Genomic DNA, 12,378 nt, shown 5'->3' on the forward strand with positions numbered 1-12,378 from the left:
CATCCGCTGGAACCCGCAGGCCGTCGAAGAAGCCGGCAAGTCTCCGATCTGCCCCGTCGTGGCACTGGAGGCCACCGCGGACTCCCTCTCCGACGTCGTCGAGTCCGGAGACGTGAAGGCGGACGACGCCCTCTTCAGCTGGCGCTGACCTTGTCCGCCTTCACAGGCGAGTCGGACATCCATCGCGGCGGCTGGGCTCGCCGCTCTATCGGAGACGGGTGAAATGGAGACAACGCTGCGAGGCGTCGGCGTGAGCCACGGTGTGGCGATCGGCGAGGTCCGGCACATGGGCACGGCGGTTCTCGAACCGCCGGCCAAGCAGATCGCCGCGGACGAGGCGGAGCGCGAACAGGGGCGCGCCCGTCAGGCCGTGAGCGCGGTCGCGGCCGACCTGATCGCACGCGGCCAGCTGGCCGGTGGCGAGGCCCAGCACGTGCTGGAGGCCCAGGCCATGATCGCTGAGGACCCCGAGCTCATGGCGGACGTCGACCGCCGTATCGCGGTCGGCAGCACCGCCGAGCGTGGCGTGTACGACGCGTTCGCCGCCTACCGCGAGCTGCTCGCCGGGGCCGGCGAGTACATGGCCGGCCGGGTGGCCGACCTGGACGACGTGCGCAACCGGATCGTGGCGCGCCTGCTGGGCGTGCCGATGCCGGGTGTGCCGGACAGCGACGAGCCGTACGTACTGATCGCGCGGGATCTCGCCCCCGCGGACACGGCGCTGCTCGACCCGGCGCTCGTGCTCGGCTTCGTCACCGAGGAGGGCGGGCCGACCAGCCACAGCGCGATCCTCGCGCGGGCGCTGGGTGTGCCGGCCATCGTGGCGCTGCCGGGTGCCGGTGAGATCGCCGAGGGCACCGTGATCGCCGTCGACGGCAGCACCGGTGACCTGTTCGTGGAGCCCACCCCGCAGAAGCGGGCCGAGCTGGAGGCCGCGGCCGCCGAGCGGAAGGCGGCGCTGTCCGCCTCCTCCGGTCCGGGTGCGACCTCCGACGGGCACAAGGTGCCGCTGCTGGCGAACGTCGGCGGTCCGGCGGACGTGCCGGCGGCCGTCGAGGCCGGGGCCGAGGGTGTGGGTCTGTTCCGCACCGAATTCCTGTTCCTGGACGACAGCAAGAAGGCGCCGTCCGAGGAGAAGCAGATCGAGTCGTACCGCAAGGTGCTCGAGGCCTTCCCCGAGGGTCGGGTCGTGGTCCGGGTCCTGGACGCCGGGGCCGACAAGCCGCTGGACTTCCTGACGCCGGCCGACGAGCCGAACCCGGCGCTGGGTGTGCGCGGTCTGCGTTCGCTGCTGGACCACCCGGACGTGCTGCGGACGCAGCTGACCGCGCTGGCGAAGGCCGCCGAGGGGCTGCCGGTCTACCTTGAGGTCATGGCTCCGATGGTGGCCGACCGTACCGATGCGAAGGCGTTCGCCGACGCGTGCCGCGAGGCCGGTCTGCGGGCGAAGTTCGGCGCGATGGTGGAGATCCCCTCCGCCGCGCTGCGGGCGCGCTCGATCCTCCAGGAGGTCGAGTTCCTGTCGCTGGGCACCAATGACCTGGCGCAGTACGCCTTCGCCGCCGACCGTCAGGTCGGTGCGGTGTCGCGGCTCCAGGACCCGTGGCAGCCGGCGCTGCTCGACCTGATCGCCATGTCTGCCGAGGCCGCGCGGGCGGAGGGCAAGAGCTGTGGTGTGTGTGGCGAGGCCGCTTCGGATCCGCTGCTGGCCTGTGTGCTGACCGGTCTGGGTGTCACCTCTCTGTCGATGGGTGCCGCGTCCATCCCTTATGTACGGGCGACGCTCGCCAAGTACACCCTCGCGCAGTGCGAGCGTGCGGCCGCGGCCGCACGTGCCGCGGACAGCGCCGAGGAGGCGCGGGTGGCCGCGCAGGCGGTGCTGTCCGGCGAGTAGCCGGATGGTGTGTTGTCGATCGAGGGGCCTTCGCCGGCGGCGAGGGCCCCTCGGCCGTTTCCGGGTTCCGCGGTTCCTTCCGCTCAGTGGTGTGGGCCCGGGTCGTCCACCTCGTAGCCGGGGCAGTACTCGACGCCCGGTTCGGGGGCGACGGGGTCTCCGGTGTCGGCGTCCGTGCAGTAGGCGTTGAACACGGAGGCCGCGGAGAGGGGGACGAGGCGGCCGCGGTCCAGGCGCCAGCCGTGTACCCGGTCGCGGAACCCTTCGGTGGTGCTGCGGAGCACCAGGCCTCCAGGGCCTCCGAGGGCGATGCCGGCGGCGAGGACGGTCACGAAGTCGAGGCCGTCGCGGCCCTCGATGCGTGGCGGGGCGGCCGGGTCGTCATCGGCGTCGGCGTGGAGCACGGCGACGAGCTGTTCCTCCTCGGTCGGGATGCTGCACACCAGGTGGTGGTGGCCCCGGCCGGCTCCGGCGACCAGGCGTTTGAGTGCCTCGGCCGCGCGCTCGAAGGAGGCGTGGCCGATGTCCTCGCCGCAGTCGGCGCAGTTGCCGACTGCGGCGAGGAGCGTGGTGGCGTACTCCCACGTGGCCTGGCGGACCGCTTCGTCGACGAGGAGCGGGACGAGCTCCTCGATGGGCTGGCCGGTGTAGGCCAGTCCCCCGCTGCCGCCGGCGAGCTCGGCGGTGAAGCGGGTGCGTGTTTCGGCCGTGTCCGGGTCGAGGTCGTGTTCCTCGCAGAACACGGCGTACTCCTCGGGGTCGAACAGGGCGACGGTGGTGTGGATGCCCTGGGACGCGAGGGACCGGAGCAGGCCGTCGACGTGCCGGAGGTAGTCCTGGTGGTCGTCGAAGGTGAAGCTTCGGTAGTCACGCATGGCCGCGAAGTCCCCCGCGTCGGCGAGGAGGCCGACGGTGCTGGGGGCTTCGCGGCGCAGGGTGCGGCGCAGGGTGCGGCGCCTGTCGTTGCGCGGGCGGTGCCGCGGTGCGGTCTTGTCTTCCCCGGTCGTGTCTTCCGCGGTCTTGTCTGTGGTCTTGTCTGTGGTCTTGTCCGTCGGTGGCATGGCTCCCCCTGAGTGGCGCAATCGCTTGCTCACTCACAGTAACCATGACCACTGACAGTGGCCTCAGGCCTGGGTGCGGGTGCGGGTGCGGCCCAGCTCCTCGTAGAAGGGGAGCAGGTCGAGGTTGTCGACCGAGCCGGCGTTGACCGCCTTGGCCAGGGGCGTGCCCTGGAGGAGGCGCTTGACCGGGACCTCGATCCGCTTGCCGGTGAGGGTGTGCGGGATGGCCGGGACCTCGATGATCTCGTCCGGGACGTGCCGCGGGGAGAGCTGCTCGCGGATCGTCGTCTTGACGCGGGCGCGGAGGTCGTCGTCGAGGATCGCGCCGGGGGCGAGGTGCACGAAGAGCGGCATCCAGTAGCCGCCGTTCGGCTCCTCCAGGCCGATGACGAGGGATTCCTTGATCTCCGGGAGGCGTTCGACGGCCTCGTAGATGTCGGCGGAGCCCATCCGGACGCCCTGGCGGTTGAGGGTGGAGTCCGAGCGGCCGTGGATGACGACCGAGCCGTGGTCGGTGATGGTGATCCAGTCCCCGTGCCGCCAGACGCCGGGGAACATCTCGAAGTAGCTGTCGCGGTAGCGGCTGCCGTCCGGGTCGTTCCAGAAGTGGATCGGCATGGACGGCATGGGGTTGGTGACGACGAGTTCGCCGACCTCGCCGACGAGGGGCTTGCCGGACGGGTCCCAGGCCTGGAGGTCGGTGCCGAGGCAGGCGGCCTGGAGCTCACCGATGTGCACGGGAAGGGTGGGAACGGCGCCGGCGAAACAGCTGCAGACGTCGGTGCCGCCGCTGACGGAGGCGATCCAGAGGTCTTCCGTCACCTCGTCGTGCAACCAGCGGAAGCCGTCGGGCGGCAGCGGGGATCCGGTGGTGGCGACGCACTTCACGGCGGAGAGGTCGAAGTCCCGGCCGGGGTGCACCTCCGCCTTGCGGCAGGCCATGACGTACGCGGCGGAGGTCCCGTAGAGGGTCGCCCCGGTCCGCTCGGCGATCCGCCACTGGGCGCCGGTGTCGGGATAGCCGGGGCTGCCGTCGTAGAGGACGACGGTCGTCCCGGTGAGGAGGCCGGAGACGAGGAAGTTCCACATCATCCAGCCGGTGGAGGTGTACCAGAAGAACCGGTCCTCGGGGCCGAGGTCGCAGTGCAGGCCGAGCTGCTTGAGGTGTTCGAGGAGGATGCCGCCCTGGGACTGGACGATCGCCTTGGGGAGGCCGGTCGTACCGGAGGAGTAGAGGACCCAGAGGGGGTGGTCGAAGGGGACCGGCTCGAAGACGGGCTCGGTGGCCCCGGCGGTCAGGTCCGACCAGGTCAGCGCGGCTTCGGGGGCCGGAGTACCCAGCAGCGGGATGTGCACGACGGCGCGCAGCGAGGGCAGCTCGGCGCGCAGTTCGGCGACGGTGTCGCGGCGGTCGTGCTCCTTGCCGCCGTAGCGGTAGCCGTCGACGGTGAAGAGGACGACGGGCTCGACCTGCTGGAAGCGGTCCAGGACGCTGCGGGCGCCGAAGTCGGGGGCGCAGGAGGTCCAGACGGCGCCGACGGCGGCGGTGGCGAGCAGGGCGGTGACGGCCTCGGGGATGTTGGGGAGGTAGCCGCTCACCCGGTCGCCGGGGCGGACGCCGAGGGCGCGCAGTTCGGCGGCGAGGGCGCCGACCTGGCGACGCAGTTCTGCCCAGGTGACGGGGACTGCCTCGTGGGTCTCGTCGACGTAGAGGAGGGCGGCCTCGTCGGCGCGGGCCGGGTCCTCGGCGGCGCGCAGGGCGTGCTCGGCGTAGTTGAGGGTGGCGCCGGTGAACCAGCGGGCGCCGGGCATGGCGCGGTCGGCGAGGACGGACTCGTACGGGGTGGTGAAGCGGACCTCGAACCATTCGGCGACGGCCTGCCAGAAGGTGTCCAGCTCGTCGACGGACCAGCGGTGCAGGGCCGGGTAGCCGCCGGTCGCGGGGGCTCCGAAACGTTCGACGGCCCAGGCCTGGAAGGCCGTGATCCGGGCCGCGGCGATGCGGTCGGGGCCGGGGGACCAGAGGGGTTCCGGCGTGCTGGGTGAGGTCATGGGTCGGCTCCCGGTCAAGTCTGCGGCTCGCGCTTCGTGTGCGTACGGTGCCATCGCGCGGTGGGTGTGCGCGTGGCGGCTCACAGGGACGATGCCACGTGATCGACATACGCACCAGAGCTGTCAGGGCCGGTCTCTCTTGATCCATTTATCGGTGAACGGAAGTTGAACGCAGCCCGCTCGGCCGGGGGCCGGTGGCAGGGTGAGGGCCATGGACGGTCGTGATCTGGTGCGTGCGGTGATGGAGCTCGGTACGGCGCGGGGGCGGGGGGCGTGGCGGTCGGCCTGGCGCCACCGGCGCGCGGACGCGGTGGGGCTCCCGCGCCGGGGCGCGGAGCGGGCGCGGGTGCCGGGGCTGCTGACGGGGACGGAGCCGCGCCCGGGCGGGGGCGTGCTGCGGTTCGCGCGCTCGGAGCTGCTGGTACGGGTGATGGTGGGCGGCGCGGTGTTCTGGGGCTGGGACGGGGCGGAGCCGACGCCCTCGTACGCCGTGACGGGCGGCGGCCCGGAGCCGGATCCGCGCGCGGTGCTGGAGGCGGACACCGGGGGCGGCTGGCGGGTGGTGTCGGAGCGGGTGACGGTGGCGGTGTCCCGGCACGGGGCGGTGGAGGTACGGACTCCGGGCGGGACGGTGTTGCGCCGGGAGCTGCCGCCGCGCTGGTGGGAGCCGGTGGCGGAGGATCCGGAGGGCGACGACGACGCGGTCGTCGGGTACGGGTACGGGGGCGCGGGCGACGACGCGGGCGGGGACAGGGACACGGGCGGCGACGCGGCCGGGGGCTCGGACGCGGACGGCGACGCGGCCGGGCACACGGACGGCGACGCGGACCGCGCTGAGGGCGCGCTCGGGGACGCGGCCGGGCCCCGGCGCGAGGCGCGGTGGCTGTCGCGGGCCGAGGTGCCGGCGGACGCCCGGTTCTTCGGGCTGGGTGGGCGCGCGGCGGGGCCGCGGCTGCGGGACGGCTCGTACCGGCTGTGGAACACGGACCCGAAGGGCGGTTTCGGGCCGGGGGACGATCCGCTGTACATCACGATGCCGGTGCAGATGGTGGTCGCGGACGCGGGGACGCACCTGGTGTTCCACGACAACACCTGGGACGGACGGGTGGTGCTGCGCGAGGGCGAGGAGGGCGCGGGCTCCGGGCCGGACCGGCCGGGGACGAGCGAACTGCGCATGGAGGGCGGCCCGTTGCGGTGCTGGGTGCTGGTGGGGACGCCGGCGCGGGTGCTGCAGGGCTGGTCGGGACTGACGGGCGCGGCCGCGGTGCCGCCGGAGTGGGCGCTGGGCTACCAGCACGCGCGGTGGGGGTTCGGGAGCGCGGCGGAGGTGCGCCGGGTGGTGTCGGGGTACCGGGAGCGCGGGCTCGCGCTGTCGGCCGTACATCTGGACATCGACCACTACGACGCGCACCGGGTGTTCACGGTGGACGAGGAGCGGTTCCCGGATCTGGCCGGTCTGGCCGGGGAGTTGCGGGAGCGGGGGGTGCGGCTCGTCTCGATCGTGGACCCGGCGGTGAAGGCGGGCGACGCGGTGCACGCGTCGGGCCTGGCGGTCGGCCCGGACGGGGCGTTCGTACGGGACGCGCGGGGTCAGGAGGTACGGGGTGAGGTGTGGCCCGGGGAGTGCGCGTACCCGGACTTCACGGATCCGGCGGTACGGGAGTGGTGGGGCGGGCTGTACGAGGAGCGGCTCGCGCGGGGGTTCTCCGGGGTGTGGCACGACATGAACGAGCCGGTGTCCTTCGCCCCGTTCGGGGACGCGTCGCTGCCCCGCTCGGCGCGGCACGCGCTGGACGGGGCCGGCGGGGACCACCGGGCCGCGCACAACGTGTACGCGCTCGGGATGGCGCGGGCGGGCTGGGAGGGGCTGGTGCGACTGCGGCCGGACGAGCGGCCGTTCCTGTTCTCGCGGTCGGGGTGGGCGGGGATGCAGAGGTACGGGGGCACGTGGTCGGGGGACGTGGAGACGGGCTGGGAGGGGCTGCGGGCGTCGCTCGCGCTGGTGCTCGGGCTGGGTCTGTGCGGGGTGCCGTACTCGGGGCCGGACGTCGGAGGTTTCGGGGGGTCCCCGTCGCCCGAGCTGTACCTGCGGTGGCTGCAACTGGGTTCGTACCTGCCGCTGTTCCGGACCCACTCGGCGATCTGGGCGGGGCGGCGCGAGCCGTGGGAGTTCGGCCCGGAAGTGGAGGAGCACGCGCGGGCGGTGCTGGCGGAACGGGAGCGGCTGCGGCCGTATTTCGTGACGCTGGCGCATCTGGCGCGGCGGACGGGGGCGCCGTACGTGCGGCCGCTGTGGTGGGGGGCTCCGGAGGACCGGGGGCTGCGGGACTGCGAGGACGCGTTCTTGCTGGGGGACGCGCTGCTGGTGGCGCCGGTGCTGGAGTGCGGCGCGGACCGGCGGGCGATCCGGCTGCCGCGGGGGCGGTGGTACGACACGGTGACGGGGGAGGCGTACGAAGGGCCCGGCCAGGTGCTGCTGGACGCTCCGCAGGGGCGGATCCCGGTGCTGGCGCGGGCGGGCGCGGTGCTCCCCGTCCGCTCCGGCGACGGGTCCGGGGTCGGGTCCGGGGTCGGGTCCGGGGTCGGGTCCGGGGTCGGGCTGGAGGTGTGGGCGCCGGCCCGGGGCCGCACGGGCGGCGGGGTGGTGATCCGCGACCCGGGGCCGGGTTTCGAGCCGGGCGAGGTCGAACGCTACGCGGTGCGGTGGGCGGGGGACACGGTGGTCGTGGAAACGGAGGCCGGAACCCCGGTCGACGGCGTGACCATACGCGGCCTCTGACCACGCCCACAGCGGACCCCGCCGGGGATCCGGCGGGGGCGCGCCGTGCGGGTTTACGCGGCGGCGGGGGTGTAGCCCCCCTTGAACCAGGCGGCCGCGGCGCGGGTGTGGAGGGGGAAGGCCAGTACCTCCGGGGTGCGCAGGATGTGCCAGCCCGTCGTCTCGTCGGTCGCGACGGACGGCGGGAGGGCGGCGGCCGGGCGGGGCGGGAGGAGGCCGAAGAGGAGGAGGTGGCCGGCCGGGGAGCTCATGGCGTCGGCGAGGGCGACCTCCGAGGCGGTGGCCTCGATGCCGGTCTCCTCGCGCAGTTCGCGGACCACCGCGTCCCGCCAGTCCTCGCCGAAGTCGATGAACCCGCCGGGCAGGGCGACGCCGCCGAGGGCGGGTTCGATCGTACGGGTGATGACCACCAGGCCGGTGCCGTCCTCGTCGTGGACGGGGAGGAGGGTGACGGCCACGGGGAGCGGGTTGCGGTAGGTGACGGCGCCGCACGCGGAGCACGCGCGGGGCCAGGCGGACGTGTCGAACACGGCTCCGCAGGTGGAGCAGTGCGAGTCCCTCAGGTGTGCCGGCATGCGGTGATGGTATGCCAAGGGCCATGAGGATGTTGGCTGTTGTGGCGGTGGTCGCGGGGCTGGCCGCGGGGTCGGCGGCTCCGGGGTTCGTGGCGCTGGCGGAGGTGGACCCGAGTATCGGGCAGGACATGCGGTACGCGGGTCCGCACAATTTCACCGGCGCGCGCGTGCCCGGCTACCAGGAGCCGGTCTGTCTGCTCGCCCGGCCGGCCGCCGAGGCGCTGCGGCGGGCGCAGCGGGAGGCGTTGCGCGGCGGGTACGCGCTGAAGGTGTACGACTGTTACCGGCCGCAGCGCGCGGTGGACCACTTCGTACGGTGGGCCGGCGACGCGGCGGATCAGGCGACGAAGGCGGAGTACTATCCGGCGGTCGCGAAGGACCGGTTGATCCCCGAGGGGTACATCGCCGAGCGGTCGGGGCACAGCCGCGGCAGCACCCTGGACGTGACGCTCGTTCGGCTGCCCGCGCGGCGGGAGGTCGACATGGGGACCCGGTTCGACTTCTTCGATCCGCTCTCGCACACGGACGACCGGCGGGTGGGGGCGGCCGCGCGGGAGAACCGGATGTGGCTGAAGGAGGTGCTCGGGCGGCAGGGGTTCGTGAATCTGCCGGAGGAGTGGTGGCACTTCACGTACCGGCCGGAGGCGTTCCCGGACCGCCATTTCGACTTTCCGGTGTCTGTCGGGTCCGTCCGCCCCTGAGTACCGTGCCCGGCATGACTTTCCGTTCGTACGAGGAATTCTGGCCCTACTACGTCGCCATGCACTCCCGCGCCGCCACCCGCTGGATCCACCTCGCCGGCACGCTCACCGGCCTCGCCGTGACGGCCTACGGGCTGGCGCGCGGCCGCAAGCGCCATCTCGCCGCCCTGCCCCTCATCGGGTACGGGACCGCGTGGCCCGCGCACTTCCTGATCGAGGGGAACAATCCGGCCACCTTCGGGCATCCGGCGTGGTCGCTGCGCGGGGACGCGCAGATGATCCGGATGATGCTGGCGGGGCGGGACGCGGAGCTCTCCGTGATCGCGCAGAAGTGGCTCGCCGAGAACCCGTGCCAGGACTGCCCGCCCGTGGCAGACTCCTGACGATCCGTCAGATATCTGTCAGGGAGGGGTTCCCATGGGACGCACACGCACCCCCGTCGTCAGCGGGTGGTTCACCGAGGACGCACCGGACGGCGGCGGCTTCCGGCTGCTCGGCACCCGGTGTTCCGCCTGTGGCGCGGTGTTCTTCCCGCGCGAGGACGCGTACTGCCGCAACCCGCACTGCCCGGGCGACGGCGGGCTCGCCGAGGTCGCGCTGTCCCCTCGCGGGCGGGTCTGGTCGTTCACCGACGGGCGCTACCGGCCGCCCGCCCCGTACGTGTCCGACCCGGACGTGCCCTGGGAGCCGTACACCCTGGTCGCGGTGGAGCTGGAGGCCGAGGGGATGGTGGTGCTCGGGCAGGCGGCGCCCGGGGTGGGTGTCGCCGATCTGGCCATCGGCATGGAGGTCGAGGTGGAGGGCGGCGTGCTCGACGAGAGCGCCGACACCACCTGGACCACCTGGCGGTTCCGCCCCGTGGCGGCCGGCGGGGAGGCGCGGCCGTGAGCGCCGATGTCGCCGTCCTCGGGGCCGGCATGCACCCCTGGGGCAAATGGGGCCGGAGTTTCGTCACGTACGGGCGGGCCGCGGCCCGGGCCGCGCTCGCCGACGCGGGGCTCGACTGGAAGGACGTCGGATCCATCGTCGGGGCCGACACGGTGCGCTCCGGCTACCCCGGCTACGTCGCCGGCGCCACCTTCGCCCAGGCGCTCGGCTGGCAGGGCGCACGGGTGACCAGCGTGTACGCGGCCTGCGCCTCGGGAGCCCAGGCGATCGGGGCGGCGCGGGCGCAGATCCTGGGCGGGCTGGCGGACGTCGTCCTGGTGGTGGGCGCGGACGCGGCGCCCAAGGGCTTCTTCGCCCCGGCGGGCGGGGACCGGCCGGACGACCCGGACTGGCTGCGGTTCCGCGTACTGGGGGCGACCAACCCGGCGTACTTCGCGCTGTACGCGCGGCGCCGGATGGCCCTGTACGGGGACACCGCCGAGGATTTCGCCCAGGTGAAGGTGAAGAACGCGGCGGCCGGGGCGCTCAACCCGAACGCCCGGTACCGCAAGGCGGTGACGGCCGAGGAGGTCGCGGCCTCTGGCGTGGTCGCCGACCCGCTGCGGCTGCTGGACATCTGCGCGACCTCCGACGGGGGCGCGGCCCTGGTGCTGACCAGCATGGACTTCGCCCGGGCCCGGGGCGTCAGCGATCCGGTGCGGATCCGGGCGGTCTCGACCGTCACGCCGACCTATCCGCGCACGGTGCTGGACCTGCCGGACATCGCCACCGACTCGGTGACGGCGGTGCGCCCGGCGCCGGGCTCGTTCCGGGCGTCGATCGCGCGCGCCGCCTACGAGGAGGCCGGCCTCGGTCCCGAGGACCTGTCGCTCGCCGAGGTGTACGACCTGTCCACGGCCCTGGAGCTGGAGTGGTACGAGGACATCGGGCTGTGCGGTGAGGGCGAGGGGGCGAAGCTCGTACGGGACGGGGCGACCGCGTTGGGCGGGCGGGTCCCCGTCAACACCAGCGGCGGGCTGGCCTCGTTCGGGGAGGCGGTGCCGGCGCAGGCGATCGCCCAGGTGTGCGAGCTGACCTGGCAGTTGCGCGGCACGGCCGCGGAGCGCCAGGTTCCGGGGGCGCGGGTGGGGATCACCGCGAACCAGGGGCTGTTCGGGCACGGATCGGCGGTCATCGCGGTCCGCTAGCGGGCGCCGGGGAACCTCCTGTGCGAACGCTTGACGGCTCCTGGCGGCGGGTTCACACTCTCCCCACAGTCTCGCGCCGCGCAGGCCCCCCGGACCCCCGTGAGAGCCGCGGCCCGTACCCCAGTCGGCGGGGGTACGGGCCGCCTCCACGTCCGGGCATGGCCGCGGACCGGCTCAGGCGACCGCCGTCAGGGGCCGGCCGTCAGGCGCCCGCCGTCAGGCGCCCGCCGTCAGGCTCTGCCGGCGTGCTCGGGCCAGCGACATCGCGTGTTCCACGACTCCCACCAGCACGTCCTTGACGGACTCCCGGTCGCGCGCGTCGCACAGCAGCACCGGCACCTCGGGATCGAGGTCCAGCGCCTCCCGTACGGTCACCACCGGATGGCGCTCGGCGCCGTCGAAGCAGTTGACCGCGACCACGAACGGCAGTTCCCGCCGCTCGAAGTAGTCGATGGCGGCGAAGCAGTCGGCGAGGCGGCGGGTGTCGGCGAGGACGACCGCGCCGAGCGAGCCCTGGGACAGCTCGTCCCACAGGAACCAGAACCGGTCCTGGCCGGGCGTGCCGAACAGGTACAGCACCAGGTCCTCGCGCAGGGTGATGCGCCCGAAGTCCATGGCCACGGTCGTGGTGTTCTTGCCCTCCACTCCCCCGGTGTCGTCGATTCCGACGCCGGGTTCCGAGAGCAGTTCCTCGGTCCGCAGCGGTCTGATCTCACTCACCGCACTGACCAGGGTGGTCTTGCCCACCCCGAAGCCGCCCGCGACCAGGATCTTCAGGGTCAGCGGCTCGACCGGCGACACGGCATGCATCGCGCCGGTGCGGCTAGAGCGCCCGAAGGCCATCGATCACCTCACGCAGAATGGATTCGTCGGGCAGTTCGGCCGGTGGCACCGGCCGGGTCACATGGACCAGTTCCTCGTCGACCAGGTCGCCGATCAGGACACGGACCACCCCGATCGCCAAGTCGAGTTCGGCCGCGAGTTCCGCGACCGACTGGGGGTGCTCCCGGCACAGCCCGAGGATGTGGGCGTGTTCCGGGGACAGGGTCATGTCCCAGATCGGGTCGTCGGCCGCCGAGTCGGCGATGACGAGCGCAATCAGGTCGAGCCGGTGCTGGCCCGCGTGGCTGGTCCGGCCGCGGGTCATCGCGTACGGGCGGACCACGGGGCCCGCCTCGTCGTCGAACCAGTGCGGGTGGGCGGGGGTGGTGGCGGGGTGGTCCTGGCCTGAATCGCTCATG

General features: G+C 73.5%; 12 protein-coding genes (1 of these 12 only partly in view). 7 read left to right on the plus strand and 5 right to left on the minus strand.

The window, feature by feature from the left end; translation table 11 throughout:
* Positions 1 to 148: the end of a PTS glucose transporter subunit IIA gene (locus OG982_RS03135; RefSeq protein ID WP_266789961.1), read on the plus strand. Its footprint begins 302 nt before the window's first position; 148 of the gene's 450 nt are visible here — the last part of the coding sequence; its start codon lies beyond the left edge, outside the window; it ends in the stop codon at positions 146 to 148.
* Between the two features lie 75 nt (positions 149 to 223).
* Positions 224 to 1,894, plus strand: coding sequence for a phosphoenolpyruvate--protein phosphotransferase (ptsP, locus tag OG982_RS03140; protein ID WP_266789959.1), 1,671 nt, complete (start codon positions 224 to 226; stop codon positions 1,892 to 1,894).
* Between the two features lie 83 nt (positions 1,895 to 1,977).
* On the opposite strand, the gene OG982_RS03145 is transcribed toward ptsP, so the two are convergent.
* Both OG982_RS03145 and OG982_RS03150 read right to left on the minus strand, forming a co-directional pair.
* Positions 1,978 to 2,955, minus strand: a complete 978-nt coding sequence (locus tag OG982_RS03145; RefSeq protein ID WP_266947891.1) for a hypothetical protein — start codon at positions 2,953 to 2,955, stop codon at positions 1,978 to 1,980.
* A gap of 63 nt (positions 2,956 to 3,018) precedes the next feature.
* Entirely contained in the window at positions 3,019 to 5,007 is a 1,989-nt protein-coding gene (locus tag OG982_RS03150; protein WP_266947893.1) for an acetoacetate--CoA ligase, read from the minus strand.
* Positions 5,008 to 5,218: 211 nt separating this feature from the next.
* On the opposite strand from OG982_RS03150, the gene OG982_RS03155 reads away from it, so the two are divergent.
* Positions 5,219 to 7,786: a glycoside hydrolase family 31 protein gene (locus OG982_RS03155; RefSeq protein ID WP_266947895.1), complete on the plus strand. Its 2,568-nt coding sequence runs from the start codon at positions 5,219 to 5,221 to the stop codon at positions 7,784 to 7,786.
* A 53-nt stretch (positions 7,787 to 7,839) separates the two neighbouring features.
* Here OG982_RS03155 and OG982_RS03160 read toward each other — a convergent pair whose 3' ends face one another.
* Positions 7,840 to 8,361 carry an NUDIX domain-containing protein gene (locus tag OG982_RS03160; RefSeq protein WP_266947897.1) on the minus strand — a complete coding sequence of 174 codons (522 nt, stop codon included), beginning with the start codon at positions 8,359 to 8,361 and terminating at the stop codon, positions 7,840 to 7,842.
* 29 nt (positions 8,362 to 8,390) lie between these two features.
* Between OG982_RS03160 and OG982_RS03165 the strand changes: the two genes are divergently transcribed.
* Genes OG982_RS03165 through OG982_RS03180 form a run of 4 tightly spaced genes read left to right on the plus strand, consistent with a single transcriptional unit; the run spans position 8,391 to position 11,137 of the window.
* Positions 8,391 to 9,062 (plus strand): M15 family metallopeptidase, encoded by a 672-nt coding sequence (locus tag OG982_RS03165; RefSeq protein WP_266947898.1) that lies wholly within the window; start codon positions 8,391 to 8,393, stop codon positions 9,060 to 9,062.
* 5 nt (positions 9,063 to 9,067) lie between these two features.
* Complete coding sequence (locus tag OG982_RS03170; protein ID WP_266789947.1) at positions 9,068 to 9,445, plus strand: DUF962 domain-containing protein; 378 nt, start codon at positions 9,068 to 9,070, stop codon at positions 9,443 to 9,445.
* 34 nt (positions 9,446 to 9,479) lie between these two features.
* Positions 9,480 to 9,950 carry a Zn-ribbon domain-containing OB-fold protein gene (locus tag OG982_RS03175; RefSeq protein ID WP_266789945.1) on the plus strand — a complete coding sequence of 157 codons (471 nt, stop codon included), beginning with the start codon at positions 9,480 to 9,482 and terminating at the stop codon, positions 9,948 to 9,950.
* The gene (locus OG982_RS03180) at positions 9,947 to 11,137 is read left to right on the plus strand and encodes a lipid-transfer protein (protein WP_266947900.1); all 1,191 of its coding nucleotides are present in this window, start codon (positions 9,947 to 9,949) and stop codon (positions 11,135 to 11,137) included. Before OG982_RS03175 ends, OG982_RS03180 begins: the two co-directional genes overlap by 4 nt.
* Positions 11,138 to 11,353: 216 nt before the next feature.
* Here the strand turns inward: OG982_RS03180 and OG982_RS03185 are convergent, their stop codons facing one another.
* Together OG982_RS03185 and OG982_RS03190 are read right to left on the minus strand one after the other, a co-directional pair.
* Positions 11,354 to 11,947: an ATP/GTP-binding protein gene (locus OG982_RS03185; protein WP_266789941.1), complete on the minus strand. Its 594-nt coding sequence runs from the start codon at positions 11,945 to 11,947 to the stop codon at positions 11,354 to 11,356.
* Positions 11,948 to 11,960: 13 nt separating this feature from the next.
* Complete coding sequence (locus tag OG982_RS03190; protein WP_266789922.1) at positions 11,961 to 12,377, minus strand: DUF742 domain-containing protein; 417 nt, start codon at positions 12,375 to 12,377, stop codon at positions 11,961 to 11,963.
* Between the last annotated feature and the right edge of the window lies 1 nt (position 12,378).

Origin of the sequence: Streptomyces sp. NBC_01551 (assembly GCF_026339935.1) — a bacterium.
Lineage (GTDB): Bacteria > Actinomycetota > Actinomycetes > Streptomycetales > Streptomycetaceae > Streptomyces.